The sequence below is a fragment of the Pseudomonas sp. LBUM1679 genome (assembly GCF_059695565.1).
In genome coordinates this window covers 6793089-6819835 of the sequence record NZ_CP166774.1, presented here as the reverse complement: position 1 = coordinate 6819835, position 26747 = coordinate 6793089, and the positions used below count along the sequence as shown (strand labels likewise).

The 26747-nt window shown below is 60.2% G+C and carries 21 protein-coding genes; 10 read left to right on the top strand and 11 right to left on the bottom strand.

Going from position 1 to position 26747, the window contains the following annotated elements; all coding sequences use genetic code 11:
• Positions 1–9: 9 nt before the first annotated feature.
• Positions 10–1005: an ArsR/SmtB family transcription factor gene (locus ACA062_RS31200; RefSeq protein ID WP_497454399.1), complete on the bottom strand. Its 996-nt coding sequence runs from the start codon at positions 1003–1005 to the stop codon at positions 10–12.
• A gap of 273 nt (positions 1006–1278) precedes the next feature.
• On the opposite strand from ACA062_RS31200, the gene tkt reads away from it, so the two are divergent.
• From tkt to ACA062_RS31165, 7 genes are all read left to right on the top strand, one after another.
• Positions 1279–3276 (top strand): transketolase, encoded by a 1998-nt coding sequence (tkt, locus tag ACA062_RS31195; protein ID WP_497454398.1) that lies wholly within the window; start codon positions 1279–1281, stop codon positions 3274–3276.
• 140 nt (positions 3277–3416) lie between these two features.
• Positions 3417–4469, top strand: coding sequence for an erythrose-4-phosphate dehydrogenase (epd, locus tag ACA062_RS31190; protein WP_497454397.1), 1053 nt, complete (start codon positions 3417–3419; stop codon positions 4467–4469).
• 16 nt (positions 4470–4485) lie between these two features.
• Entirely contained in the window at positions 4486–5649 is a 1164-nt protein-coding gene (locus ACA062_RS31185) for a phosphoglycerate kinase (protein WP_497454396.1), read from the top strand.
• A 34-nt stretch (positions 5650–5683) separates the two neighbouring features.
• A complete protein-coding gene (locus ACA062_RS31180) occupies positions 5684–5905 on the top strand; it encodes a hypothetical protein (protein WP_497454395.1) in 222 nt (73 codons plus the stop codon).
• Between the two features lie 56 nt (positions 5906–5961).
• Positions 5962–6294 (top strand): MliC family protein, encoded by a 333-nt coding sequence (locus tag ACA062_RS31175; RefSeq protein WP_497454394.1) that lies wholly within the window; start codon positions 5962–5964, stop codon positions 6292–6294.
• 288 nt (positions 6295–6582) lie between these two features.
• On the top strand, positions 6583–7647 hold the full coding sequence (gene fba / locus ACA062_RS31170; RefSeq protein WP_497454393.1) for a class II fructose-bisphosphate aldolase: 1065 nt from the start codon (positions 6583–6585) through the stop codon (positions 7645–7647).
• Positions 7648–8134: 487 nt separating this feature from the next.
• Complete coding sequence (locus ACA062_RS31165) at positions 8135–8542, top strand: hypothetical protein (RefSeq protein WP_497454392.1); 408 nt, start codon at positions 8135–8137, stop codon at positions 8540–8542.
• Positions 8543–8687: 145 nt separating this feature from the next.
• Here ACA062_RS31165 and ACA062_RS31160 read toward each other — a convergent pair whose 3' ends face one another.
• Positions 8688–9356 (bottom strand): polysaccharide lyase family 7 protein, encoded by a 669-nt coding sequence (locus ACA062_RS31160; protein WP_497454391.1) that lies wholly within the window; start codon positions 9354–9356, stop codon positions 8688–8690.
• Between the two features lie 324 nt (positions 9357–9680).
• Between ACA062_RS31160 and ACA062_RS31155 the strand changes: the two genes are divergently transcribed.
• From ACA062_RS31155 to ACA062_RS31145, 3 genes are all read left to right on the top strand, one after another.
• A complete protein-coding gene (locus ACA062_RS31155) occupies positions 9681–11804 on the top strand; it encodes a putative bifunctional diguanylate cyclase/phosphodiesterase (RefSeq protein WP_497454390.1) in 2124 nt (707 codons plus the stop codon).
• Between the two features lie 45 nt (positions 11805–11849).
• Positions 11850–12341, top strand: a complete 492-nt coding sequence (locus ACA062_RS31150; protein WP_497454389.1) for a M48 metallopeptidase family protein — start codon at positions 11850–11852, stop codon at positions 12339–12341.
• A gap of 104 nt (positions 12342–12445) precedes the next feature.
• Entirely contained in the window at positions 12446–12742 is a 297-nt protein-coding gene (locus ACA062_RS31145) for a winged helix-turn-helix domain-containing protein (protein ID WP_128874078.1), read from the top strand.
• A 105-nt stretch (positions 12743–12847) separates the two neighbouring features.
• On the opposite strand, the gene ACA062_RS31140 is transcribed toward ACA062_RS31145, so the two are convergent.
• The 9 genes from ACA062_RS31140 to betB all read right to left on the bottom strand — a co-directional run bounded on the left by ACA062_RS31140 (position 12848) and on the right by betB (position 26739).
• Positions 12848–13300: a GNAT family N-acetyltransferase gene (locus ACA062_RS31140; protein ID WP_497454388.1), complete on the bottom strand. Its 453-nt coding sequence runs from the start codon at positions 13298–13300 to the stop codon at positions 12848–12850.
• Positions 13301–13410: 110 nt separating this feature from the next.
• Complete coding sequence (yccS, locus tag ACA062_RS31135) at positions 13411–15594, bottom strand: YccS family putative transporter (RefSeq protein ID WP_497454387.1); 2184 nt, start codon at positions 15592–15594, stop codon at positions 13411–13413.
• A 239-nt stretch (positions 15595–15833) separates the two neighbouring features.
• Positions 15834–17012: a BaiN/RdsA family NAD(P)/FAD-dependent oxidoreductase gene (locus ACA062_RS31130; protein ID WP_497454386.1), complete on the bottom strand. Its 1179-nt coding sequence runs from the start codon at positions 17010–17012 to the stop codon at positions 15834–15836.
• Between the two features lie 147 nt (positions 17013–17159).
• Positions 17160–18497 (bottom strand): ATP-dependent RNA helicase DbpA, encoded by a 1338-nt coding sequence (gene dbpA / locus ACA062_RS31125; protein WP_497457517.1) that lies wholly within the window; start codon positions 18495–18497, stop codon positions 17160–17162.
• A gap of 262 nt (positions 18498–18759) precedes the next feature.
• Positions 18760–20187 (bottom strand): multidrug transporter subunit MdtD, encoded by a 1428-nt coding sequence (gene mdtD / locus ACA062_RS31120; protein ID WP_497454385.1) that lies wholly within the window; start codon positions 20185–20187, stop codon positions 18760–18762.
• Between the two features lie 145 nt (positions 20188–20332).
• Complete coding sequence (locus ACA062_RS31115) at positions 20333–21670, bottom strand: TldD/PmbA family protein (protein ID WP_497454384.1); 1338 nt, start codon at positions 21668–21670, stop codon at positions 20333–20335.
• On the bottom strand, positions 21670–23112 hold the full coding sequence (locus tag ACA062_RS31110; RefSeq protein ID WP_497454383.1) for a TldD/PmbA family protein: 1443 nt from the start codon (positions 23110–23112) through the stop codon (positions 21670–21672). The genes ACA062_RS31115 and ACA062_RS31110 overlap by 1 nt, the downstream gene beginning before the upstream one ends.
• A gap of 274 nt (positions 23113–23386) precedes the next feature.
• The gene (betA, locus tag ACA062_RS31105) at positions 23387–25090 is read right to left on the bottom strand and encodes a choline dehydrogenase (protein WP_497454382.1); all 1704 of its coding nucleotides are present in this window, start codon (positions 25088–25090) and stop codon (positions 23387–23389) included.
• Positions 25091–25266: 176 nt separating this feature from the next.
• Positions 25267–26739, bottom strand: a complete 1473-nt coding sequence (betB, locus tag ACA062_RS31100) for a betaine-aldehyde dehydrogenase (protein ID WP_497454381.1) — start codon at positions 26737–26739, stop codon at positions 25267–25269.
• Positions 26740–26747: the final 8 nt, after the last annotated feature.

The following is a 26747-nucleotide window of genomic DNA, read 5'->3' as shown; positions in this document are numbered from 1 at the left end:
TTCCTGAATTTACCGATGGTGAGTGTCGCCAGTCGGTCGCTGAAAGTGGCGGACCTGAATCTGGAAACCATTACGTAAGCCTACATAGAGGCTTTCCCCGGGAACGAGTCCCGCGGCGGTGGCCCAACGGGCGAGATCGTCCTGTTCAAACCCCAACCAGAGATCACCGCAGGCCTCCCTGGCCCAACTCTGGTTGTGGCTACATAACTCGGTCACCAACAGGCTGCCGCCGGGGTGCAGCAGGCTGGCCATGTGCTTGAGCGCATCGGCCGGCGCGGCAAAGTGGTGCAGCACCATGTTCAGTACAACGCAATCGGCCTTGAGGCTCACACCATTCAATGCATCGGCCAGTTGCAGGCTGACGTTGAGCAGGGACTCGCGCTCGCAGACCTGGCGCGCCAGTTCGAGCATGGCCGGGCTGTTGTCCAGCGCCGTGACCCCGGTGAAGCGGCGCGCCAGTTCCGGCAGAAAGGCGCCGTCGCCGGGGCCGACTTCAATGGCCGTGGCGCCTGGGTTGAAACTCAGCTTGTCGAGCAATGCCACCACGCTTTCGCGGTATTGCGACAGGCCGGCGATCAAGTCTTGCTGGGCGCGAAACTTCTCCGCTACCCGTGAGAAAAAGTCCTGGCTGGCCGCGGCTCGTTGTCCATGGACCTGGGCGATGCGCGACTGCACGTCGGCAGGCAAGCTCAGGTTATCCACTTCCTCCAGCAGCGCGGCATGCAGCTTGCCGCCCGGCAGGTCGGTGTGGGGCAGGGCGCGACGGTAGAAAATCGCATTGCCCTCACGGCGGGTCGCCACCAGGTCGGCCTGGGCCAACACCTTGAGGTGATGGCTCATGCCCGATTGGCCGATGCCGAAGATCTGCGCCAGTTCCAGTACGCCAAACGAGTCATTGGCCAGCGCGCGCAATACCGTCAGGCGCAGAGGATCGCCACCGGCCTTGCACAGGGCCGACAGCCCATCGCAAGGGTCATGTTGAATGGAGCGCGCGTGTAAATTCATAGGGCCAGCAGTCTAGTGACGCTCAGAATGCATCGCAAGGGCAATATCAAAAAGTTTTGATATTGCTCGATAGATGGCACTTCTCGGAGAAAGGTTCACTCTACAAATCGTCAGCGGAAAGGTTTCACCAGGCGAATGCGGATTTATCCACCGGAAAAACACCTTCAGATGACTTTCTGTCATTGCCCCGGGGCGTGTCGGTGAGGGAAAATGCTCGCCTTTTTTCCGTTTCGTTTTATTCACTCTCGATTCAGAACCCGCAGGAGAACAGCGATGCCCAGCCGTCGTGAGCGTGCCAACGCCATTCGTGCCCTCAGCATGGATGCCGTGCAAAAAGCCAACAGCGGCCATCCCGGTGCCCCTATGGGTATGGCGGATATCGCCGAAGTACTTTGGCGTGACTACCTCAAGCACAACCCGAGCAATCCATCGTTCGCCGACCGTGACCGCTTCGTGCTGTCCAACGGTCACGGCTCGATGTTGATCTACTCGCTGCTGCACCTGACCGGCTACGACCTGTCGATCGATGACCTGAAAAACTTCCGCCAGCTGCACAGCCGCACCCCGGGTCACCCGGAACTCGGCTACACCCCTGGCGTGGAAACCACCACTGGTCCGCTGGGCCAGGGCCTGGCCAATGCCGTGGGTTTCGCCTTGGCAGAAAAAGTCCTGGCGGCGCAGTTCAACCGTCCGGGCCATAACGTTGTCGATCACCACACCTACGTGTTCCTCGGTGATGGCTGCATGATGGAAGGCATTTCCCACGAAGTCGGCTCCCTGGCCGGGACCTTGGGCCTGGGCAAGCTGATCGCCTTCTATGATGACAACGGCATCTCCATCGATGGCGAAGTCGAAGGCTGGTTCACCGACGACACGCCCAAGCGTTTCGAAGCCTACAACTGGCAGGTGATCCGCAACGTCGACGGTCACGACCCGGAAGAAATCAAGACCGCGATCGAGACCGCGCGCAAAAGCGAGCAACCGACCCTGATCTGCTGCAAGACCACTATCGGTTTCGGTTCGCCGAACAAGCAAGGCAAGGAAGACTGCCACGGCGCCCCCTTGGGTGACGCGGAAATCGCCCTGACCCGCACGGCGCTGAAATGGAACCATGGCCCGTTCGAAATCCCGGCCGATATCTACGCCGAGTGGGACGCCAAGGAAGCCGGTCGCGCGGCGGAAGCCGAATGGGATCAGCGTTTCGCGGACTACTCCGCAGCCTTCCCTGAACTGGCCAACGAGCTGGTGCGTCGTCTGAGCGGCGAACTGCCGGCTGACTTCGCGGAAAAAGCCTCGGCCTACATCGCTGAAGTGGCGGCCAAGGGCGAAACCATCGCCAGCCGTAAAGCCAGCCAGAACGCATTGAATGCCTATGGCCCGCTGTTGCCGGAATTGCTGGGTGGTTCGGCTGACCTGGCCGGTTCCAACCTGACCCTGTGGAAAGGCTGCAAAGGTGTCACCGCTGAAGACGCCAGCGGCAACTACATGTACTACGGCGTTCGCGAGTTCGGCATGAGCGCGATCATGAACGGCGTGTCTCTGCACGGCGGCCTGGTGCCTTACGGCGCGACCTTCCTGATGTTCATGGAATACGCGCGCAACGCGGTACGCATGGCCTCGCTGATGAAGAAGCGCGTGGTGTTCGTCTACACCCACGACTCCATCGGCCTGGGCGAAGACGGCCCGACTCACCAGCCGATCGAGCAACTGACCAGCCTGCGCAGCACGCCGAACCTCGACACCTGGCGTCCAGCCGATGCCGTTGAATCGGCCGTGGCCTGGAAGCTCGCCCTGGAACGTAACGACGGTCCTTCGGCCTTGATCTTCTCCCGGCAGAACCTGCAGCACCAGACCCGCAATGCGATTCAGATCGAAGAGATCGCGCGTGGCGGTTACGTGTTGAAGGACTGCGCCGGCGAGCCGGAGCTGATCCTGATCTCCACCGGTTCCGAAGTCGGCCTGGCGGTTCAGGCGTACGACAAGCTGACCGAACAAGGTCGCAAGGTGCGTGTGGTGTCGATGCCGTGCACCAGCGTGTTCGATGCCCAGGACGCCGGCTACAAGCAAGCGGTTCTGCCGTTGCAGGTCAGCGCCCGGATCGCGATCGAAGCGGCTCATGCGGACTACTGGTACAAGTACGTGGGCCTGGAAGGCCGCGTGATCGGCATGACCACCTACGGCGAGTCGGCGCCTGCGCCAGCCTTGTTCGAAGAGTTCGGCTTTACCCTGGAAAACATCCTGGGTCAGGCTGAAGAGCTGCTGGAAGACTAAATCTGACAGTTGCGTTGTCCGGGCTGACGTCTTCGCGGGCAAGCCTCGCTCCTACAGGTCAATGTGATCCGTAGGAGCGAGGCTTGCCCGCGAAGGCGGCAGACCTGGCGACTACATTCCCAAGCTTCGTCGAGAACCCCATGCCTCAACCGCGTCCTTACAAAGTTGCACTCAACGGCTACGGCCGGATTGGTCGTTGCGTCTTGCGTGCGTTGTTTGAGCGAGGCGATAAGGCCGGGTTTGAAATTGTCGCGATCAACGATCTGGCTGACATGGCCAGCATCGAATACCTGACACGCTTCGACTCCACTCACGGGCGCTTTCCCGGCGAAGTGAAGGTCGATGGCGATTGTCTGCATATTAATGGCGACTGCGTGAAAGTCCTGCGCAGCGCCACTCCCGAAGGCATCGATTGGGCGTCGCTGGGCGTCGATCTGGTGCTGGAGTGCTCCGGCGCTTACCACACCCGTGAAGATGGCCAGCGTTTCCTCGACGCGGGCGCACCGCGGGTGCTGTTTTCCCAGCCGATGGCCAGCGAGGCGGATGTCGACGCCACCATCGTCTATGGCGTGAACCAGGATTGCCTGACCGGCGACGAGTTGCTGGTGTCCAATGCATCCTGCACCACCAACTGCGGCGTGCCGCTGTTGCGCCTGCTGGATCAGGCCATTGGTCTGGAATATGTATCGATCACCACCATCCACTCGGCGATGAACGATCAGCCGGTGATCGACGCCTATCATCACGAAGACCTGCGCCGCACCCGATCGGCGTTCCAGTCGGTGATTCCGGTGTCCACTGGTCTGGCACGAGGCATCGAACGGCTATTGCCGGAACTTGCCGGAAGAATTCAGGCCAAAGCCGTGCGGGTGCCGACGGTTAACGTGTCTTGCCTCGACATTACAATGCAGACCGTGAGCGATACCGACGCCACCGAGGTCAACCGGATTTTGCGTGAGGCTGCCACCAGCGGCCCGCTCAAAGGCCTTCTGGCCTACACCGAGTTGCCCCACGCAAGCTGTGATTTCAACCATGACCCACATTCGGCCATCGTCGATGCCAGTCAGACCCGAGTTTCCGGCCCACGGCTGGTGAACATCCTGGCCTGGTTCGACAACGAATGGGGTTTTGCCAATCGAATGCTGGATGTTGCAGAACACTATCTGCACACAGCTATTTCCAAAAAAAAGTAACTCAGGAATGCGACCCATGACCGTGTTGAAGATGACCGACCTCGATCTGCAAGGTAAGCGCGTACTGATCCGCGAAGACCTCAACGTCCCAGTCAAGGACGGTGTTGTCACCAGCGATGCGCGAATCCTGGCCTCGCTGCCGACCATCAAGCTGGCCCTGGAAAAAGGCGCGGCGGTAATGGTCTGCTCGCACCTTGGCCGTCCGACCGAAGGCGAGTTCTCGGCCGAGAACAGCCTCAAGCCAGTCGCTGACTACCTGAGCAAGGCGCTGGGTCGTGAAGTGCCGCTGGTGGCCGATTACCTGAGCGGCGTTGACGTGAAGGCCGGCGACATCGTGCTGTTTGAAAACGTGCGCTTCAACAAGGGCGAGAAAAAGAACGCCGACGAACTGGCCAAGCAATACGCCGCCCTGTGCGACGTGTTCGTGATGGACGCCTTCGGCACCGCTCACCGTGCCGAGGGTTCGACCCACGGCGTGGCCAAGTTCGCCAAAGTCGCCGCTGCCGGCCCTCTGCTGGCTGCCGAACTGGATGCACTGGGCAAGGCCCTGGGTGCCCCGGCTCAGCCAATGGCGGCCATCGTTGCCGGCTCCAAGGTCTCGACCAAACTCGACGTACTCAACAGCCTGAGCCAGATCTGCAATCAACTGATCGTCGGCGGCGGCATTGCCAACACCTTCCTTGCAGCTGCCGGTCACCCGGTTGGCAAGTCCCTGTACGAGCCGGACTTGCTCGACACCGCGCGTGAAATCGCCGCCAAAGTCAGCGTGCCACTGCCGGTGGACGTTGTCGTGGCCAAGGAATTCGCAGAAAGCGCCACTGCTACCGTCAAGCTGATTGCCGACGTGGCCGCAGACGACATGATCCTGGACATCGGCCCACAGACCGCGGCGAATTTCGCCGAGCTGCTGAAGTCGTCCAAGACCATCCTGTGGAACGGCCCGGTGGGCGTATTCGAATTCGATCAGTTTGGTAACGGCACCAAGGTCCTGGCCCAGGCCATCGCAGAAAGCTCGGCGTTCTCCATCGCGGGCGGCGGCGATACCCTGGCAGCCATCGATAAATATGGCGTAGCTGATCAAATCTCCTACATTTCTACCGGTGGCGGCGCGTTCCTCGAGTTCGTCGAAGGCAAGGTGCTGCCGGCCGTTGAAGTGCTTGAAAGCCGGGCCAAGGCCTGAGACTGCCCATTTGACCAGGCAAAGGAGTGTTCACATGGTCAAGACGTTAGCGCTGTTGATCGCTGCGGGTATGCTGGCGGCTTGCGGGAGTAACCCGAAAGCCCCAAAGGTGCCCGAGACGCCTGAACAGGACAAAGGCTGCTACCAGGCCGACTGGCAGGCCGAAACCAACCCGGTGATCAACAAGCGTTCCGGGCCTGATGGCCTGGAAAAATACGAGACCCAGACCCCGGCCAAGGAACATGGTTGCCCTTGACGGGTCTGACACTTTACTCAGGACTGGCGGCGTGCGCCGTCAGTCGAGGAACATGGATGAAAGGTTTTATCGCCATTACGGCGCTGGCCCTGCTGGCAGGTTGCTCCAGTCTGAACCTGTTCAAGCCTGCCGAATCGACGGACAGTTGGACCACCTGGACCTGCGACAGCCAGGCCAAGGTGCTTTGGCGCTACACCGACGCCGCCCGCAAGGAAGTCGACGTTCGCCTGGGTGGTGCCGATCAGGTCTACCGTTTGAAGCTTGAACCGGGCGCCGAAGGTTCGCTGTACAGCAACGACATGCTGGCGTTTCACATAAAAGGTGAGGAAGGCCTGGTGTACTGGGTCGCCACCAATGATTTGATCGGCCGCGGATGTAAAGCGCAGTAAGACGATTGATTCACAGAGATCCAGATGTGGAAACACATCCAATGTGGGAGCGAGCTTGCTCGCGATAGCGGTAAGACAGTCACATCAATGTTGGATGTGCGGTCCTCATCGCGAGCAAGCTCGCTCCCACAGGGATTGGGTTCACAGGGGTTCTGTGTAGTTCTTCAGATTTTGGTAATACCGAATTCGCAGCCCGGACCAACCCCCGATCTGCAATAACTTGAATAGCCGCCGTCGCTACGGCAGGCTGACACGATTAACGACCCTAAACCGGGAGAGACACACACAATGGCACTTATCAGCATGCGCCAGATGCTGGACCACGCAGCCGAGTACGGCTACGGCGTTCCAGCCTTCAACGTCAACAACCTTGAGCAGATGCGCGCCATCATGGAAGCCGCTGACAAGACTGACTCCCCGGTGATCGTCCAGGCGTCGGCCGGTGCTCGCAAATACGCCGGCGCACCGTTCCTGCGTCACCTGATCCTGGCGGCGATCGAAGAATTCCCGCACATCCCGGTGTGCATGCACCAGGACCACGGCACCAGCCCTGACGTCTGCCAGCGCTCCATCCAACTGGGCTTCAGCTCGGTGATGATGGACGGTTCCCTGGGCGAAGACGGCAAGACCCCGACCGACTACGACTACAACGTCCGCGTTACCCAACAAACCGTAGCCCTGGCTCACGCCTGCGGCGTTTCGGTAGAAGGCGAGTTGGGTTGCCTGGGTTCGCTGGAAACCGGTATGGCCGGTGAAGAAGACGGCATCGGCGCCGAAGGCGTTCTGGATCACAGCCAGATGCTGACCGACCCTGAAGAAGCCGCTGACTTCGTCAAGCGCACGCAGGTCGACGCCCTGGCCATCGCCATCGGCACCAGCCACGGCGCCTACAAGTTTACCAAGCCACCGACCGGCGACGTGCTGGCCATCGACCGCATCAAGGAAATCCACAAGCGCATCCCGAACACTCACCTGGTGATGCACGGTTCGTCTTCGGTGCCTCAAGATTGGCTGGCGATCATCAACCAGTACGGCGGCGACATCAAAGAAACCTACGGCGTGCCGGTTGAAGAAATCGTCGAAGGCATCAAGCACGGCGTGCGCAAGGTCAACATCGACACCGACCTGCGCCTGGCGTCCACCGGTGCGATGCGTCGCCTGATGGCCACCAACCCGAGCGAATTCGACCCGCGCAAGTTCTTCGGCGCGACCGTGACTGCAATGCGCGACGTGTGTATCGCTCGTTATGAAGCCTTCGGTACTGCCGGTAATGCTTCGAAGATCAAGCCGATCTCGCTGGAAGGGATGTATCAGCGTTACCTGAAGGGTGAGTTGAACGCCAAGGTCAACTAAGTCCTAAGCGTTTAGCCGTATTAAAAAACTCGCAGCGATGCGGGTTTTTTTTTGCCTGGAGATTCTCGGACGAAAGGTATTTGAAATGTCCCCTATTCATTGAGCGGATTGCTGACGCGATGACAGAGGCGCTGGCGACCCATCGACACCGTATATTTAACTTCAAATTAATTTTATGGATGACTAAAAGCCTGAACGATGGAGGTATATAGTTGGCTCGCTTCAAAGCACGCTTACTGATCAATCAGCCGCTTTGGATTGGAGTCGACGCCTGTTACCCGGTTTAAATCAAGGCTGATGGGTGGGAGGATTTGTGACGCGTGTAGGAGAATCTAAAGAGTTTCGTAGGAAAGAGTCATAGAGCGTTGGTGTATAGTTTTTCTGGATGTAATCATGATTGACGCTTGGCTTTGTAGTGCCATAGATTGATTTGTGACCTGTGTTTATTGCAGGCGCCCTATAAATCAATGGATCAGGAATGCGCTAAATGGAATTTAACAAAGTTCTGAAAATTGTAGGTCTGTTGGCGGCCATTTGCGCCACGGGTGTGGCGTCAGCCAGCGCTGATACCACTATTTATACTGCGTCGATAAGTAGCGAAGGGAAGGTGCTAGCGCAAAATCCTCAGTGGATCACCGGGGTGGAATACAATGTTCAAAAGGATTACTTCGCAAATTATAAAATCAACTTCAAATCGGACGTGTATCAGAAAGCTCCTGGTTTCTGTTCCGTCTCTCTGACGGACAGCCGTTCGAATGATGATATTTTTTATGGGCAGGCGAGGCTGGGCGCCATGCCGAAGCAAAGCCATGTCACTGTGATTACTCAGCTCGCCGGCAAGTCGGGACCTTCGGGGGATGGTTCCCAGAGTTTTATGTTGATGTGTATCAAGTAAGCGTAAAGACTGTAAGCAGCGCACCCCAAGGCGCAAAAAATGCCCGTGTCGCAAGATACGGGCATTTTCTTTATTGGCCAGCTGGGGGCCAGATTTTCATATGGCCTGGAAAGCTGCGATATTTTTTGCGGTTGATACGATCCAGTTACTTATTGTGATCAATATCCAGCTTGCTGAACGTCACTTTCCCGCCTTCGCTGGTGTATCCGGTGTGGTCCTGTACATACACCCCGGCCTTGAAGTACAGCGGCTTGACGCTCCAGGTCTTGCTGATTTCGGTGTCCCACTGGTAGCCCGCGGCACTGATGCCCAATGCGCCGCGGGGGCTCAGGTGAATCATGTAGGAGAATGGCTGATCCAGCTTCACGCCGGTGGCGATGGTGATCACCCGGCCGTCGCCGTCATCGGGGCGCATGCGCACTTTGGCGACAATGTTGCCCGTCTTCGTGCTGGTCTTGTACTGGTACTCGACCTTCACCAGGGGCTTCTGGCTTTTATAAGCGTGAATCTGGCCGATGACGATCTTGCCGGAACTGGGGACCTGGTTGACGGCCAGCGTGGCACGCAGGGAGTTGTCGGCGTCCGGGTAGAGCCAGTTGCGCAGGGTTCCGTTGCTATAGGTTTCGCGCAATTCGGTGCGAGGATATTTTGCGTTTTCAGTGCGGGTACCCGTCACCGGCGACCAGAAAAAAAGTGTGCCGGTATTGGAGTGGAAGTATTGATCCTTGAAGCCGTTCACCAGTTTGGGAGTGTCAACGGTGTACGGCGGATTGCCGACGGGAACACTCAGGTTCCAGGTTGCGAGATCGATCATAGTCAAATAGCTTCCACGTTTTTTTTGCTGCACGCACGTGCCAGATGCTCTAGCACGCGCCTTGGAGGCGGTCTTTATAATCGCAGAAGGCTGATTTGTTAATGCCCGTCTGGCAGATGGTTGGCGTCAACATCCTGTCGAAATGCCATCTTTCCCGGTTTCAGGGGCTTGTAGGGGTGACCGTTAGTCGGCAAATGTACGCAATGGTTAAATGATGGCGTACTGACACCTTCTGCTTTCACAGATCCCGGTCTAGAGTGAAGGCTTAGTTCCGGTCCGGCTTTCATGAGAAGCCGGCCTGCCGCCCCGAAAAAGAGAAGCAGCATGGAATGCGCGCAAGCGACGCCAGCCGAAGCCAGCTCAATTCTTTTAATCGTCGATGATTACCCTGAAAACCTGATCAGCATGCGCGCGCTGCTCCAGCGCCAGGACTGGCAGATCTTGACCGCTGCCTCGGGCTTCGAAGCCCTCGACCTGTTGCTCGAATACGATGTCGACCTGGTGCTGCTGGATGTGCAGATGCCAGGCATGGACGGCTTTGAAGTCGCGCGCCTGATGCGCGGCAGTCAGCGTACCTGCCACACGCCCATCATTTTCCTCACCGCCAACGAACAGTCCCAGGCCGCCGTGATCAAGGGCTATGCCAGTGGCGCGGTGGATTACCTGTTCAAACCGTTCGACCCGCAAATCCTCAAGCCGAAAGTCCAGGCGCTGCTTGAGCATCAGCGCAATCGCCGCGTATTGCAGCGCCTGAGCCACGATCTGGAACTCGCTCGCGCGTTTAATGCCTCGGTTTTGGACAACGCCGCCGAAGGCATCCTGGTGGTGGGTGAGGAGGGGCTGATCCGCTTTGCCAATCCAGCCATGTCGCGGCTGCTCAATGCCACGGTGCAAGACCTGCAGGGCAAGGAGTTTCTGGATTACCTGCAAAAGCCACACATCCCGGTCTGGGCCGATTCCGAATTGCTCCGCGGTTACAGGCGTGGTGAAACCTTGCGCCTGCATGATGCACTGCTGCGCACGGCTCCCGGTCAACAAGTGCCGGTCGCGCTGTCCTGCGCGCCTTTACCCGCCGAGCAACAGGCCATGGTGGTGACGGTGCTGGACATGTCGGTCGTGTGTCATTTGCACCAGCAGCTGGAGTATCAGGCGGTCACCGACCCGCTGACCGGGCTGCTCAATCGTCGGGGTTTCTACCAGACGGTGGAAAACCTTCTGCTGCGTGGCGAGCGTACTGACAGTGTCTGGGTATTGCTGTATCTGGACCTCGACGGCTTCAAGCGGGTCAATGACTCCCTTGGTCACGATGCCGGTGACCGGGTGCTGCGCTGGGTCTCCGAACAGTTGAAGGCCTGTCTGCGATCTTTCGACATTCTGGCGCGCATGGGCGGCGACGAGTTCACGGCGTTACTGGACTTGGAATTCCCCGAGCAAGCGGCAAAGATCGCCGAGAAGCTGATTGAGCGTGTGTCGATCTGTCAGCAGATCGACGGCCTGGATATCGCCTTGGGCGCGAGTATCGGTATCGCCACTTTCCCGGATTGCGGGGCCAATCTCGACGGCTTGCTGCGAGCGTCGGACATCGCCATGTATGAAGCCAAGCGTGCCGGCCGTCAGCAGTATCGCTTCTACGATCACGAAATGAATGGCCGGGCACGCTCGCGGTCAATGCTCGAAGAAAGTGTGCGCACGGCCATCGATAACCGTGATTTCAATCTGGTGTATCAACCTCAGGTGGCCATTGCCAGCGGACAGATTCGTGGCTTTGAAGCGCTGCTGCGCTGGCACCATCCGAGTGTCGGCGATGTGCCGCCAGGGTTGTTTTTGCCATTGCTGGAAGAGGCGCGGTTGATCAGTCGGTTGGGCAGCTGGATCTACCAGCGCGGGGCAGGCCAGCGCAAGGCCTGGGAAACCTTGTTTGCCGAGGATCTGGTGCTGGGCGTCAGTTTGAGCGGCACGCAGTTCGGCATGCCCAATCTGGTCTCCGAGTTGCGCCAGGTGCTGGAGCGCAACGGTTTGCAGGCACGCCATCTGGAAGTCGAAATCACCGAAGAGTCCTTGATGCACAATCCCGACGAAACCCGCAAACAGCTGCGCTTGCTGCGCAATCTGGGGGTGCGGGTGGCCTTGGATGACTTTGGTTCCGGGCCATGTTCGCTGTCTCATCTGCGCGACCTGGAGCTGGATACACTTAAGCTCGACCGGCACTTGATCTCTCGGCTGCCGGCGTCTTCACGGGATGCGGCGCTGGTGCGCAATGTGATCGACCTGTGCAGGCAATACGGAATGCTGGTGGTTGCCGAAGGCGTAGAAACCGTTGCGCAATATGAGTGGCTGCACGCCAATGGCTGCGAGTACGTACAAGGGTTTTTGGTCGCGCGGCCGATGATGGCCGAGGACGTCGGCGATTTTGTGCAGCCGTTCGACTGGAGCACGCTGGTCCGCTGAATTCGCTACACTGGCGACCTGTTCGTTCTGATGTTGTCCGTCCCGATGACCGTGTTGAAATACCTCCAGGCCTATCCCGCTGCATTGCAGGACCAGGTGCGCCAGCTGATCGCCGAAGGTCGGCTGGATGACTACCTGAGCCAACGTTACCCGCAAAAGCACGACGTGCAGAGCGACAAGGCGCTGTATACGTACGCGTTGGACTTGAAGCAGGCGTTCTTGCGTAACGCCCCGGTCATCGACAAGGTCTTGTTCGACAACCGCCTGGACCTGACCCATCGTGCCCTCGGCCTGCACACCACGATCTCCCGGGTGCAGGGCGGCAAGCTCAAGGCCAAGAAAGAAATTCGCGTGGCCTCGTTGTTCAAGGAGGCACCTTCGCAGTTTCTGAAAATGATCGTGGTGCATGAGCTGGCGCATTTCAAGGAGTCGGATCACAACAAGGCGTTCTACAAGTTGTGCGAACACATGTTGCCGGGGTATCACCAGGTGGAGTTTGACTTGAGGGTGTACCTGACTTGGCGGGATATGCAATAAAGATCAAGATCAAGATCAAAAGATCGTCCGAACGCGGCCCGAGCCTTCGGCAGCTCCTACAGGGCTGCGATCTTTTGATCTTCTGAATAATGCGGAGCGCAGGGATGGATGTCAGCAAGACCAAGAGCAGCTTCTACCGCCGGTTGTATGTGGCGTACCTGATCGACAGTGGCCTGGCGAGCAGCGTCCCGGCGTTGACCGACGTGACCGGGATGCCCCGGCGCACGGCCCAGGACACCATCGCGGCGCTGGCAGATCTGGATATTGTTTGCGAGTTCGAACAGGAAGAAGGCGCGCGCAATCATGCCGGGCGTTATCGGATTCGCGAGTGGGGGGCGATTGACCGGGGGTGGATCGAGCGTCATTTGCGGCAGATCAAGGCGGTGTTGGACTACCCCTGATATTCGGCGCCTGTGCTGACGCCTTCGCTGGCAAGCCAGCTCCTACAGTGGATCTACGGCGCACACATGTCCCATGTAGGAGCTGGCTTGCCAGCGAAGGGGCCTTCAGGGACGACGCATCCCGATATGCGGAATGTCATCCTCCAAAAATTCCTCCCCCGCCACCTCAAACCCGTACCGCCCGTAGTAACCCTGCAAATGCGACTGGGCCGACAGATAGATCGGTACTTCAGGCCAGCGCTTTTCAGCCTGCTTCAATGCCTGATTGATCAACTCATGACCCAATCCCTTGCCACGCGCCTCTGGTGCGGTAATCACCCGTCCGATCACCACATCGCCACCCTGTAGCTCCGGGTCAAGCAGCCGCAGGTACGCCACCAGCCGATCACCGTCCCACGCCATCAAATGGCAGGTGTCGCCTTCCAGATCCTGGCCGTCCACGTCCTGGTAGACGCATTTCTGCTCGACAACGAACACCTGCGCACGCAACTGCAGAATGGCGTACAGCTGCTCTTTGCCCAGGTCACTGTGGTGTTTGCAGACCCAATCGATTGTCATCGTCCCATTCCTTGATCAACTCGCTCCGATACTAAACGCCCGGGCCAAAGATGTCTTTATGACGAATGCATCTGTGGCAAAGGCCAAATGTCACTCGTCATTTCGACGGCTCAATCCTCATCCTTATCCTTGATCAAATGCGCCGCCAACGTGCGTAACGGCCCCAACTGCCGGCAAATCAACCCCAACTGTGTCTGCACCAACCGCTGCCCTTCATCGATCTCATCCGGCATGTGTTCCAGCTCATTGGCCAGTGCCTCTTCCTCATCGCTCTGAATTGCAATCGGCCGTTTGCTCGCCAGGCCTTGGGCGATTTCATCGATGCTGGCCGCCAGTCTCACCCCTGCACCCTCGATCAAATGCTCGCGCACGTCCGGGGGTAGCTGGGTTTCGCGATGCGCGCCCAGACCTGACAAATAGCTGAGCAAGGTGTGCGACAGCACCAGAAACCGAAACCCGACATCCGCTTCCTTACGGAAATGCCCCGGCTCCATCAGCATGTTCGCCAACGTGGTCGACAGCGCGGCGTCGGCGTTGTGGGCATTGCGTCGGGCCAGGCGATACGCCAGGTCGTCGCTTTTGCCGACGGCGTATTGCTGCATGATCTGGCGCAGATAAACGCTGTTGCAGGTCAGGGTGTTGGCCAGCACTTTGTTCAGGCGTCGACCCTGCCAGTCCGGCAGGAACAGGAACACCGCCAGTCCGGCGATCAGGCTGCCGAGCAAGGTATCGAACAGTCGCGGCAGGAACAGCCCGTAGCCGTCCCCGACCTGGTTGAAGCAGAACAACACCATCAGGGTGATTGCAGCCGTCGCCAGGGTGTAGCGGGTGGTGCGGCTGATAAAGAACACCACCCCGGCTGCGATCGCGAAACACGACTGGATCAAGGGGTTGGGGAACAGATCGAATAGCGCCCAGGCCACAGTCAGGCCGATGCCGGTGCCGATGATCCGCTGACCCAGCTTGAGTCTTGTCGCGCCGTAGTTCGGCTGACAGACAAAGAGCGTGGTGAGGATGATCCAGTACCCCTGGGACGGGTGGATCAAATGCACCATGCCGTAGCCGATGCTCAAGGCCAGGGGCAACCGCAGGGCGTGGCGGAACAGCAGCGAGGTCGGTGTCAGCTGGGTGCGCAAGCGTATCCACACATCCTTGAGGCTGTGTGGCGAACGGTCGAGCAGGCTGCTGTCGGTGGCATCGGCCAGCGCATCGGGGTTGCTGGCATCGCTGAGCAAGCGGTCCAGGGTGCCGAGGTTGGCCGCCAGTGCGCGCAATGACCGCAACAGGCCGCGCCAGGCCGGGTTGCTCTGGTTGCGCAGGTGTTCGAGGGAGGCATGCAGGTCGCTCAGGGCTTGGGCGAAACTTGCGTCATAAATGAATGGCTGGCGCATCTGGATCGACTCGGCCAACGCGCGGCAGGCTTTGCCTTGCTGGCGCAGCAGGCGCTGGCAGCGGAACAGCACATCGCTGTGGAAGAAGGCATCGGCCAGGGCGTTGTAAGGGTAGTGTGAGGAACTGGCGCGCTCGTGGATGTCCTGGGCGAGGAAGTACAGTTTCAGGTAACGGCTGACTTTCGACCCTGGTCGACCATTGCCGACCCGGTGCAGGATGATTTCCTTGGCGGCGTTCAATGCGGCCACCACTCGGCCGTTCTGCTGGGCCAGCTCCAAACGCTGTGCTTCGACGTCCATCTGCCGGATCGGCTCGAACAGCGACGATTTCAGCTTCAGGTAATAACCCAATTCACGGAACAATCGCGCCAGGCTCTGCTGCACCGGCTGGTTGGAGAACATCGCCTGCCACAGCACCGAGAGCAAACCATACCAGGCCGCACCGGCCACCAGCAGCACCGGTTCGTGCCAGAAGTCAGTGACCGCACCGCCACGCTGTTCGACACCGATCATGGTGTAGACCGACAGGATCAGCGTTGCCGACGCAATCGCACCATAGCGTTCGCCCAAGGCGCCCAGCATGGTCAGGCCGAAACTGGCCAGTGCGAGGGCGATGACAAAGACGACGGGGTAGGGGAAGAGCAGTTCGACGGAGAGGGCGGCGACGCTGAAACACACCAGCGTCACGGCCAGGGCGTTGAGGCGGCCTTGCCAACTGTCGTCGGTCTCGGCCAGGGCGCTGGCGATGATGCCCAGGAACAACGGGATCAGCAGCGCCATTTCATCCTGATACCAACACAGCGCCATGCTGCCGGTCAGGGCGATGAACACCCGCACGCTGTAGCTGAATTTATCCAGCGCCCAGAGGCGACGCAGAGACTGACTGAACGGGGTCGATGACATGAAGTGCGAAGGCCTTCCGAGGCAATGACGCTAAATTGAGCCAGTAATGACGTCGACGCAATGGCGCCGATCACATCTGACAGCAAAATATGTTCCTTCTCTTCGAACCATTCCAGCATTTGAAATGCGATCCCCCTGTAGGAGCTGGCTTGCCAGCGAAGGCGGACTGTCAGGCAACAACGATGTTGAATTTGCCGGCCCCTTCGCTGGCAAGCCAGCTCCTACAGGGGGCGGTGTGATCAGACGTACTGCGCGGCGGCATAGCCGGAGGCCCAGGCCCACTGGAAGTTGAAGCCGCCCAGGTGCCCGGTCACGTCGAGCACTTCGCCGATGAAGTAAAGGCCAGGGCTTTTCAGCGATTCCATGGTCTTGGACGAAACCTCACGGGTGTCGACGCCGCCCAGGGTCACTTCCGCCGTGCGATACCCTTCGGTGCCGGCCGGCACGACTTTCCAGCTCGCCAGTTTTTCTGCGATGTCGGCAATTTCCGCGTGGGTGTACTGTTTCATCGGCTTGGAGACGAACCAGTTGTCCGCCAGCAGGTTGGCCATCTTCTTGGTGAAGAGTTCACCGAGCAGGGTTTTCAGTTCGCTGTTCGGGCGTTCGGCTTGTTGCTGTTGCAACCAGCTCGGCACGTCGTGATCCGGCAGCAGGTTGATCTGCACCGTGTCGCCGGACTCCCAGAACGAGGAAATCTGCAAAATCGCCGGGCCGCTGAGGCCGCGGTGGGTGAACAGGATGTTCTCGCGAAAGCTCTGGTCGTTGCAGCTCACCAGGCAATCCACCGACGTGCCGGACAGCTCGGTGCAAAGCTCCTTGAGCTGATCGGTGATGGTGAACGGCACCAAACCTGCGCGTGTCGGGAGCAAATCGTGGCCGAATTGTCTGGCCACTTGATAGCCGAAACCGGTTGCGCCCAGGGTCGGAATCGACAGGCCGCCCGTGGCGATCACCAACGATTCGCAGGTGATCTGGCCCAGCGTGGTGTCCAGCAGGTAACCCCGTTCGAGTTTCTCGATGGTCTGGATCGAAGTGTCCAGATGCAGGCTCACGCCGACCTGATCGCACTCGCCGAGCAGCATCTCGAGGATGTCACTGGATTTGTTATCGCAGAACAGCTGGCCGAGTTTTTTCTCGTGGTATGGCACGCCGTGTTTGGCGACCATGCCGATGAAATCCCACTGGGTATAGCGCGCCAGGGCGGATTTGCAGAAGTGCTCGTTTTGCGAGAGAAAATTGCCCGGTTCAGTGTACATGTTGGTGAAATTGCAACGGCCACCGCCCGACATCAGGATTTTCTTGCCGGCCTTGTTCGCATGATCGAGCAACATCACCTTGCGCCCACGCCCGGCGGCGGTCAGCGCACACATCAATCCTGCGGCGCCAGCGCCAATGATCACGACTTCGGTAGAGCGCAAAACGGTGTCCTCACACAGATCTCAGGGCTAACCCAGATCCTGTAGGAGCGAGGCTTGCCCGCGAAGAACGATTACACGGTGCATCAGGTAGACCGAGTTATCGTTCTTCGCGGGCAAGCCTCGCTCCTACAGGGGGGCGGTACGGTTTTACAGGATGCGCACGCGCAGCGAGCGGCCCTTGATCTTGCCGTCGTTCAGGCGCTGCAGGGCCTGCTTGGCTATCCCGCGCTCCACGGCTACGAATGCCTGGAAATCGAAGATCGCAATCTTGCCCACCTGGGCACCCGGAATCCCGGCATCGCCCGTCAGTGCACCTAGAATGTCACCCGGACGCACCTTGTCTTTACGGCCCGCGCCGATGACCAGTGTGCTCATCACCGGCAGCAGCGGTGCGCCGCCCTGGGATTTGAGGTTGTCCAACTGATCCCAGCTCAACGGCGACTTCTGCAGTTGCTCGATGGCTTGGGCGCGGTGGGCTTCGGATGGTGCAACGAGGCTGATCGCAATGCCTTTCTCACCGGCGCGGCCAGTACGGCCAACACGGTGGATATGGATTTCCGAGTCACGGGCCAGTTCGACGTTGATCACCATGTCCAGCGCATCGATGTCCAGGCCGCGAGCGGCGACGTCGGTGGCAACCAGTACCGAGGTACTGCGGTTAGCGAACATGGCAAGCACCTGGTCACGGTCACGCTGTTCCAGATCGCCGTGCAGGCCGACGGCGGAGATGCCTTTGGAGCTCAGGTGATCGACGGTTTCCTGAACCTGCTGCTTGGTGAAGCAGAAGGCTACACAGGAGGCCGGACGATGATGCGCGAGGACTTTGACCACGGCGTCCATGCGCTCTTCCGGGGAGATCTCGTAGAAACGCTGCTCGATCTGCGTGTCGTCGTGGAACGCCTCGGCCTTCACGATCTGAGGGGTGCGCATGAATTTCGCCGCCAACTGCTTGATACCCGTTGGGTACGTGGCGGAGAACAGCAGGGTCTGGCGACGCTCTGGGGTCTGGGCAATGATTTCTTCGATGGAGTCGTAGAAGCCCATGTCGAGCATGCGGTCGGCTTCGTCGAGGATCAGCGTGTTCAGGCCATGGAGCACCAGCGAACCTTTGCGCAAATGCTGCTGAAGGCGGCCCGGGGTACCGACGATGATGTGCGCGCCGTGCTCCAGAGAGCCGATCTGCGGACCGAACGACACGCCGCCGCACAGGGTCAGGACCTTGATGTTGTCTTCGGCGCGGGCCAGGCGACGGATTTCCTTGGCGACCTGGTCAGCCAGCTCACGGGTCGGACAGATAACCAGTGCCTGGCAACCGAAGAAGCGCGGATTGATCGGGTTCAGCAGGCCGATGCCGAAGGCGGCGGTCTTGCCGCTGCCGGTCTTGGCTTGCGCGATCAGGTCCATCCCCTTGAGGATCACCGGCAAGCTTTGCGCCTGGATCGGCGTCATCTGGGCATAACCGAGGGAGTCGAGGTTAGCCAGCATGGCGGCGGACAGCGGCAAAGTATTAAAAGCGGTGGCGATGGTGGTCACGGGACTGGCCTGCAAAACAAAATGTCGCGCAGTGTATCAGTCCCATGGCCATTCGCCCGTAGTTTCCAGACGAGAAGTCGCCGAGCGAAGACCAGGCAAGGCGAAAACAGGCGAGAAACGGCTGGGGTCGCACTCGACTTGGCTTTAGCCAATGAGCATTTCGAGCCTGTTTTCAACGCAGCATGGTCGAGCGCAGGCACTTATCGTTTGGAAACTAAGGCTCTATGTGTTCTTCCGGACTCCTGACGCGCCGTCCGTCTTCCTTTGAGAGCTGTGAAAAGATCGTCGCAGCGAGCATCGCCATGATTCCGACGGTCACGAAGGTCAACTGGAACGCCCCTAGAACTGTGTCTACGCCGTCGTTTCCGACCTCTGCGGTGAACCCGCCGAGCAAGGCACCGGCGCAGGCAACGCCCAGGCTCAGGGACAATTGCGCGACCACCGACAGCAAGCTGTTACCGCTGCTGGCGCTGGCGTCGTCGAGGTCAATCAGGGTCACGGTATTCATCGCGGTGAACTGCAGCGAGTTGATGGCACCGAGAATCGCCAGCATCCCCAGCAACAGCCAATAGGGTGTCTGCTCGCTGACCAGGCCCATGCTCGCCAGCATCAGCCCCAGCGCCAGGGTGTTACCGGTCAGCACGATGCGATAGCCCAGACGCTCGATCAGCGGCCGCGCCACCGACTTGGCGACCATCGCGGCAGCCGCCAGCGGCAACATGCTCATCCCGGCCTGGGAGGGCGAATAACCCAGCGCCACTTGCAGCAGCAACGGCACGAGGAACGGCAACGCGCCGCTGCCCAGACGGGCGAACAGGTTGCCGAGAATGCCCACGGCAAACGTCCGGGTCTTGAACAGCGAGGGCGCGAACAGTGGATTCTCGATGTGCCCGGCCCGCAGCCAGTACGCAGCCAGGCACGCCATGCCGCCGAACAGCAGCAACATTACACGCAAGTGCGGCAGGTGCAGTTCGCCGAGTCCCTCCATGGCGATGGTGATCAGCACCATCGCCGCGCCAAACAGCAAAAACCCCAGGCTGTCGAAACGGGTGCGCTCGGTGCCGCGCAGATCAGGGATGAACTTCCACACGGCGTAGCAACCGACGGCGCCCACCGGCAGATTGATCAGGAAGATCCAGTGCCAGGTCAGGTATTCCACCATCCAGCCGCCCATCGTCGGGCCGAGCAAGGGGCCGAGCAGACCGGGAATGGTGATAAAGCCCATGATCCGCACCAGCTCCGAGCGCGGGTAGGCGCGCAGCACCACCAGGCGCCCGACCGGCAGCATCAGTGCACCGCCGAGGCCCTGAATCACCCGGGCGCCGATCAGCATGCTCAAGGTGTTCGACAGGGCGCAGAGCAAGGAGCCGATGCTGAACAGCAGGATCGCGCCGAAGAAGATTTTCTTGGTGCCGAAGCGGTCGGCGATCCAGCCCGAGGCCGGGATCAGCAAGGCAACGGTGAGCATGTAGGCGATGATCACGCCTTGCATGCGCAGCGGATTCTCCGCCAGGTCCCGAGCCATGGCGGGCAGGGCGGTATTGAGGATGGTCCCGTCGAGGGACTGCATGAAGAACGCGATGGCAACAACCCACGGCACCCAGCGGGCCGTGACAGCATCGAGAGGTTGGCGGTTGGGCATGGGGCCTCTTGTCAGGGAGTATCTGCGTTTCACCGACCCCCTGTAGGAGCTGGCTTGCCAGCGAAGGCGGACTGTCAGGCAACAATGATGTTGAATGTGACGGCCCCTTCGCTGGCAAGCCAGCTCCTACGGGGGTTTTGCGGGGTTACAGGGTTAGCGTAAGGCGGCTGATCAGCGCACCCGGCAACAACGCCGAGGCCGTGGCCCGCTGACTGTAAGTACTGGCCGACAGCAACAACTCGCGCTCCTCGGTCAACGCTTCCAGCTGCGAACCGAGCAAACTGTAAGCACTGTCATCAAAGCGCATGGTGCTCACCGGTGCCTGGATCTCGCCGTTCTCGACCCAGAAGGTCGCAAACCGCGTCATGCCGGTCAGGCGTGCCGCCGGCTGGTCCGAGTAGTTCAGGTACCAGAGGTTGCTGATGTACAACCCGGTGCCCAGCTGCTTGAGAATCTCTGCATCAGGCAATCCTCCGGCCGCCATGTTCAACGCGCTCGGCATTTCACCGCCGCTGGCGCCATTGGCCGTCAGGCCGTATTCGGCAGCGCTGCGGGAACTGACCATTTGCGCGCCGGCCTTGCCATTGACGATCAACCCGAGATCGCTGCGCGGATAGCCTTCGCCGGAAAACGCCGGGCTCAAAGAACCGCTGACCTTCTCCTCGAGCGACACCAGCGCGCTGAACGAACTGTCGCCCGCGTAAAGCTTTTGCAGCGGACTGTTTTTGCTGGCAATCGACTGCGCCGAGAAACCGCCCCAACCCAGCATATCCATGATTTCACCCATGGCTGCCGGCGCCAGGTAGGCGCGGTACTGACCCGGCGCCAGGGTGCGTTGCGGCCTGCCCAGAAACGCCAGCTGCTCGCGCGCTTGCGCAAAACGTCTGGCGAACCCTTCGCTGTTCCAGTCATGCCCGGCGTAGCTGGCTTTCACCGCCTGGCCATTTTCGTGGAACAGGCTGAAGTCAAAGTTGAAGCTGTTGGCCTGATGCCAGCCAAACGCGCCCGAGGAACTGGCGAAACCGCGACTGATCGGGCCGGCGGCGTAGAAACCCACCAAGTCCAGTCCTTGCGCCGCCTGGGTGATTTGCGCGACCACTTGCGCGGTGTCCGGCAGCGGATGGTCCTGCACATTCTTGCTCTGCCAGCCGGTGTGGTTGAGCAGCAGGTACGGGTCCTGCGGCAGCAGCGGCAAGGTGTCGCGCAACTGTTGCAGGCCTTCGGCCAGGCGCTGAACATCGACTTGCGCATCACCGGAGAGGGTAATGTTCAGGTCGGCGTGGCGCCCATCGTCGATCAGCTTGAAGCCGACGCTCGCTTGCTGCACCTGACCGGCCTGACGCACCTTGGCGTGGTTGAAACGCACGAAGGCCGACGACTCGGCGGCGTAGCTGAGGGTGAATTGTTCCGGTTCGCGCACGGCATCGCGCAACCAGTGGACCAAGGCCTTGAACGCTTCGGCCTGATTGTTGGACGTACTCATCAGGCGTCTCCCCCAAACACATCAACTTTGCTGAACACGCAGGCCGGCGACGCATGGCCGACGCGGATCACCTGATTCGGTTCACCCTTGCCGCAGTTCGGAGTGCCGAGGACCTTGACGGTGCTGGCGTCGCCGACGGCGCTGAGGCTTTTCCAGAGCTGCGCGGAAATCGCCCGGTAGTTGGGGTTTTTCACCACGCCCTTGAGTTCGCCGTTTTCGATCAACTGGCCCCACTCACAACCGAACTGGAACTTGTTGCGCGCATCGTCGATGGACCAGGAACGGTTGGTGCTCATCAGGATGCCGTTCTCGATCCCGCCGATCAGTTGCTCCAGCGGTTGATCGCCAGGCTCGATGTTCAGGTTGGCCATGCGGTCGATCGGCGGACGGTTCCAGCCACAGGCGCGGCTGTTGGCGACGCCATTCATGCCGGCCCGGAATTGAGAAAGGGCGCCGCCCAGTGGACGCAGCAGTAAACCTTCTTTAATCAGGAATTGCTTACTGGCGGCGGTGCCGTCGTCGTCATGACCGTAACTGGCGAGCTGTTCAGGGATGTCCGGATCGAAGGTCACGTTCAGCAGTTCGGAGCCATATTGCAGGCTGCCGAAGTCTTGTGCCTTGACGAAACTGGTGCCGGCATAATTGCGCTCGTCGCCGAGGATGCGGTCCAGCTCCAAGGGGTGACCGATGGATTCGTGGATCTGCAGCATCATCTGATCCGGCATCAACAACAGGTCGCGCGGACCTTGTGGTGTGTTCGGCGCCAGTAGCAATTGCAGCGCCTGATCAGCGATTTTCGGACCGGCACCCACCAGGCCGCAGCGGCTGATCACATCAAACCCACCCTGTTGGCCGAAGTTCTCGCGGCCGAGGGTGCGGGTCTGGCTGTCGCTACCGTCGTAAGCAGTGACTTCCAGGCTCGGATAGACGAAACGCTGTGCCTGACGCAGTTCGGCGCCGGCGCTGTTGAGGTAGATCTGCTCGACGTCAGTGATGCCGATGCTCACCTGCCAGTTCACCAGTCGCTCGTCCTTGGGCACGGCGGCGGATTCGGCGCCGAGCAGTTGGTAGCAATCGCTCAGGGACGGGAAGGGCTGGTCGAGGTTTGGCGAGAAGTAATCGGCGCGGTCACTGGAAACGGCTTGTTCGCGCAGGTCGAGCAGGGCGTGGGGCTTGAGTCGGCGGGCGTGTTGCTCGGCTTTCTCCAGCGCGGCTTGCAGACCGGATTGGGACAGGTCGTTGGTCGCGGCATAGGTCTCCACGCCGTTGACCCGTACGGTCAGCATCGCGCCTTCGTCACGACTCAGGCTCGGAGGCTCGGCGACGTTCTTGCGCACCGACAGGTACTGGCCGGACTCGCGCACATAGCGCAGCGAAAAGAATTCAGCGCCCGTGCGCAAGGCAGCAAAGCGCTGCTTGAGCTGGGGGTGGATATCAAACATTCGTGGACCTCCTTGGTATGGAGCATCGGTGTTGCGAGGGGGGTGAAACGATTGCGTGGCGCTAGATTAGGCCTGGGCGGGGGGGAGTTCAAGGGTGGAGCGGTGTCGGGAGGGATTGCCTGGGTGTGCCGGGAGGATGTGTGTTGATTGCTCGGGCCCCTTCGCGGGCAAGCCCGCTCCCACAGGTTTTTTGGGCGGATCACACATTTGTAATCCAACCCCGGAACCTGTGGGAGCGGGCTTGCCCGCGATGGGTTCACCTCGGTGTTAAGCCTTACTGAGCAGTCAGGCGCACATCCCGCATTGGCTTGCCACGCACCGGTGCATCACCGGCGACATAGTAATCAGCCTTGCTGCGCGGCAACGGCTGGCGACCCCGGATCTTGTCGGCGATTTTCTCGGCGATCATGATCGTCGGCGCATTCAGGTTGCCGGTGGTGATGATCGGCATGATCGAGGCATCGACCACACGCAGGCCCTGCATGCCATGCACACGACCTTCGCCATCGACCACGGCCATGTCATCGGTGCCCATCTTGCACGAGCAGGACGGGTGGAACGCGGTTTCGGCGTGTTCGCGGATGAACGTGTCGAGCTGCTCATCGGTTTGCACCTCGATGCCCGGGCTGATTTCGCGGCCACGGAAGGCGTCGAGTGCAGGCTGCTGCATGATTTCCCGGGTCAGGCGGATGCCGTCGCGGAATTCCTGCCAGTCCTGCTCGGTGGCCATGTAATTGAACAGGATGCTCGGATATTCGCGCGGATCCTTGGATTTGGCCTGGATGCGACCGCGGCTCGGCGAGCGCATGGAACCCATGTGCGCCTGGAAACCGTGCTCTTTCACCCCGTTGCTGCCGTTGTAGTTAATCGCGACCGGCAGGAAGTGGTACTGAATATTCGGCCAATCGAATTCCGGACGGGAGCGGATGAAACCGCCGGCTTCGAACTGGTTGCTGGCGCCGATACCGGTGCCGTTGAACAGCCACTCGGCACCGATGGCCGGCTGGTTGTACCAGAGCAGCGACGGGTACAGCGAGACCGGCTGGGTGCAAGCGTATTGCAGGTACAACTCGAGATGATCCTGCAGGTTTTCACCGACGCCCGGCAGGTCGTGGACCACCGGGATGTCGAGCTTGTTCAGCAGCTCGGCGGGGCCGACGCCGGAACGTTGCAGGATCTGCGGCGACGCGATGGCGCCGGAGCACAGCAGCACTTCCTTGCGGGCGCGGGCTTCAATACGCTCTTGCGCGGCGCCGATCAGGTAGCGCACGCCGACCGCACGTTTGCCTTCGAACAGGATCTTGTCGGTCAGGGCGTGGGTGACGATGGTCAGGGTCGAACGCTTTTTGGCGACGTCCAGGTAACCGCGAGCGGTGCTGGCGCGACGGCCGTTCGGCGTCACGGTACGGTCCATCGGGCCGAAACCTTCCTGCTGGTAGCCGTTCAAGTCTTCGGTGCGCGGGTAACCGGCCTGCACGCCTGCTTCAACCATCGCGTGGAACAGTGGGTTGTTGCCGGCTTTCGGTGTGGTCACGCTGACCGGACCGTCGCCACCGTGGTAGTCGTTCGGGCCGATGTCGCGGGCTTCCGCCTTGCGGAAATACGGCAGGCAGTTGAGGTAGTCCCAGTCTTCAAGACCTGGAAGCTTGGCCCAGTTGTCGTAGTCCATCGCGTTGCCGCGGATGTAGCACATGCCGTTGATCAGCGAAGAACCGCCCAGGCCCTTGCCGCGACCGCATTCCATCCGGCGACCGTCCATGTGTGGCTCCGGGTCGGTTTCGTACGCCCAGTTGTAGCGACGGCCTTGCAGCGGGAACGCCAGGGCGGCCGGCATTTGTGTGCGGAAGTCCAGACGGTAGTCCGGGCCACCGGCTTCGAGCAGCAGGACGGTGACGCCTTCGTCTTCAGTCAGACGGGTCGCCAGGGTGTTACCGGCCGAGCCGGCACCGATGATGATGTAGTCGAATTCTTGGGACATTGAATGCACCCTCATTGAAGTTGGTCAGGTCAGGCCATGGCGAGTGCTGCGCACTCGATCGCCGGCAAGCCGGCTCCTACAGGGTCGGGGTAGCCACAGATTTGGCGAACGACGCCAAATCTGTAGGAGCTGGCTTGCCAGCGAAGGCGGCCTCACGGGCAATACAAAACTGGGTGTTAGAACACCGAGGCGTAATCGCCCAGTTCGACCTGTACCGATTTGATGCGTGTGAAGTTGTTCAGCGAACTGATGCCGTTCTCACGGCCCACGCCCGACTGCTTGTAGCCGCCGACCGGCATCTTCGCGTCGGACTCGCCCCAGGCGTTGATCCAGCAGATACCGGCTTCCAGTTGATGAATCACGCGGTGAGCGCGGTTCAGGTCCTTGGTGATGACGCCAGCCGCCAGGCCGAAGTCGGTGTCGTTGGCACGACGGATCACTTCTTCTTCGGTCTCGTAAGTCAGGATGCTCATCACCGGGCCGAAAATTTCTTCGCGCACGATAGTCATCTCGTCGGTGCAGTCGCTGAATACGGTCGGCGCGACGAACGCGCCCTTGGCAAATTCGCCTTCGGTCAGGCGAGTGCCGCCGCACAGCAGGCGAGCGCCTTCTTCCTTACCTTTGGCGATGTAACCCAGCACGCTTTCCATGTGGGCAAAGCTGACCAGCGGGCCGAAGTTGGTGTTCTCGTCTTCCGGGTTGCCGATGCGGATGCGCGCGACACGCTCGGCAATCTTGGCTTCGAAAGCCGCTTTCAGGTGGCTCGGCACGAACACGCGAGTGCCGTTGGTGCAGACCTGGCCGGAGCTGTAGAAGTTGGCCATCATCGCGGTGTCGGCGGCGCGATCGAGGTCGGCGTCGTCGAAGATGATCAGCGGGGATTTGCCGCCCAGTTCCATGGTCACGTCTTTCAGCGACGAGGCGGAAGCGCTGGCCATGACCTTCTTGCCGGTGTCGGTGCCGCCGGTGAAGGATATTTTTTCGATGCGCGGATGCTCGGTCAGCCAGGTGCCGACTTCACGGCCGCTGCCGGTCAGGACGTTGAACACGCCCGCCGGAACGCCGGCTTCGGTGTAGATCTCGGCCAGTTTCAGGGTGGTCAGGGACGTGACTTCGCTTGGCTTGAAGATCATCGCGTTACCGGCCGCCAGGGCTGGCGCGGATTTCCACAGGGCGATCTGAATCGGGTAGTTCCATGCGCCGATGCCGGCCACGACGCCCAGCGGCTCGCGACGGGTGTAGACGAAGGACGTGGTGCGCAGCGGGATCTGCTCGCCTTCAATGGCCGGCACCAGGCCTGCGTAGTACTCCAGCACGTCAGCACCGGTGACGATGTCGACGTACTTGGTTTCGGAGTACGACTTGCCAGTGTCCAGGGTTTCCAGGGCGGCCAGTTCATCGTTGCGCTCGCGCAAGATGTCCACGGCACGGCGCAGGATGCGCGAACGCTCCATGGCGGTCATCGCGGCCCAGATTTTCTGACCCTTTTCGGCGCTGACCACCGCGCGCTCGACGTCGTCCTTGGTCGCACGCTGAACAGTTGCGAGGACTTCACCGTTAGCCGGGTTGATGGCTTCGAAGGTGGCGTCGCTGCTGGCGTCACTGTAGCCGCCATCGATGTAGAGTTTTTGCAGTTCGAAACGGGCCATAAAGTCCT

What these genes read in the sequence shown, in the direction of transcription:
- betB (WP_497454381.1), bottom strand. Translation starts at nt 26,739, where the DNA reads ATGGCCCGTTTCGAACTGCAAAAACTCTACATCGATGGCGGCTACAGT.
- tkt (WP_497454398.1), top strand. Translation starts at nt 1,279, where the DNA reads ATGCCCAGCCGTCGTGAGCGTGCCAACGCCATTCGTGCCCTCAGCATG.
- ACA062_RS31185 (WP_497454396.1), top strand. Translation starts at nt 4,486, where the DNA reads ATGACCGTGTTGAAGATGACCGACCTCGATCTGCAAGGTAAGCGCGTA.
- ACA062_RS31155 (WP_497454390.1), top strand. Translation starts at nt 9,681, where the DNA reads ATGGAATGCGCGCAAGCGACGCCAGCCGAAGCCAGCTCAATTCTTTTA.
- ACA062_RS31145 (WP_128874078.1), top strand. Translation starts at nt 12,446, where the DNA reads ATGGATGTCAGCAAGACCAAGAGCAGCTTCTACCGCCGGTTGTATGTG.
- ACA062_RS31175 (WP_497454394.1), top strand. Translation starts at nt 5,962, where the DNA reads ATGAAAGGTTTTATCGCCATTACGGCGCTGGCCCTGCTGGCAGGTTGC.
- ACA062_RS31200 (WP_497454399.1), bottom strand. Translation starts at nt 1,005, where the DNA reads ATGAATTTACACGCGCGCTCCATTCAACATGACCCTTGCGATGGGCTG.
- ACA062_RS31180 (WP_497454395.1), top strand. Translation starts at nt 5,684, where the DNA reads ATGGTCAAGACGTTAGCGCTGTTGATCGCTGCGGGTATGCTGGCGGCT.
- yccS (WP_497454387.1), bottom strand. Translation starts at nt 15,594, where the DNA reads ATGTCATCGACCCCGTTCAGTCAGTCTCTGCGTCGCCTCTGGGCGCTG.
- betA (WP_497454382.1), bottom strand. Translation starts at nt 25,090, where the DNA reads ATGTCCCAAGAATTCGACTACATCATCATCGGTGCCGGCTCGGCCGGT.
- dbpA (WP_497457517.1), bottom strand. Translation starts at nt 18,497, where the DNA reads ATGCTGGCTAACCTCGACTCCCTCGGTTATGCCCAGATGACGCCGATC.
- ACA062_RS31110 (WP_497454383.1), bottom strand. Translation starts at nt 23,112, where the DNA reads ATGTTTGATATCCACCCCCAGCTCAAGCAGCGCTTTGCTGCCTTGCGC.
- ACA062_RS31150 (WP_497454389.1), top strand. Translation starts at nt 11,850, where the DNA reads ATGACCGTGTTGAAATACCTCCAGGCCTATCCCGCTGCATTGCAGGAC.
- mdtD (WP_497454385.1), bottom strand. Translation starts at nt 20,187, where the DNA reads ATGCCCAACCGCCAACCTCTCGATGCTGTCACGGCCCGCTGGGTGCCG.
- ACA062_RS31160 (WP_497454391.1), bottom strand. Translation starts at nt 9,356, where the DNA reads ATGATCGATCTCGCAACCTGGAACCTGAGTGTTCCCGTCGGCAATCCG.
- ACA062_RS31140 (WP_497454388.1), bottom strand. Translation starts at nt 13,300, where the DNA reads ATGACAATCGATTGGGTCTGCAAACACCACAGTGACCTGGGCAAAGAG.
- fba (WP_497454393.1), top strand. Translation starts at nt 6,583, where the DNA reads ATGGCACTTATCAGCATGCGCCAGATGCTGGACCACGCAGCCGAGTAC.
- epd (WP_497454397.1), top strand. Translation starts at nt 3,417, where the DNA reads ATGCCTCAACCGCGTCCTTACAAAGTTGCACTCAACGGCTACGGCCGG.
- ACA062_RS31115 (WP_497454384.1), bottom strand. Translation starts at nt 21,670, where the DNA reads ATGAGTACGTCCAACAATCAGGCCGAAGCGTTCAAGGCCTTGGTCCAC.
- ACA062_RS31165 (WP_497454392.1), top strand. Translation starts at nt 8,135, where the DNA reads ATGGAATTTAACAAAGTTCTGAAAATTGTAGGTCTGTTGGCGGCCATT.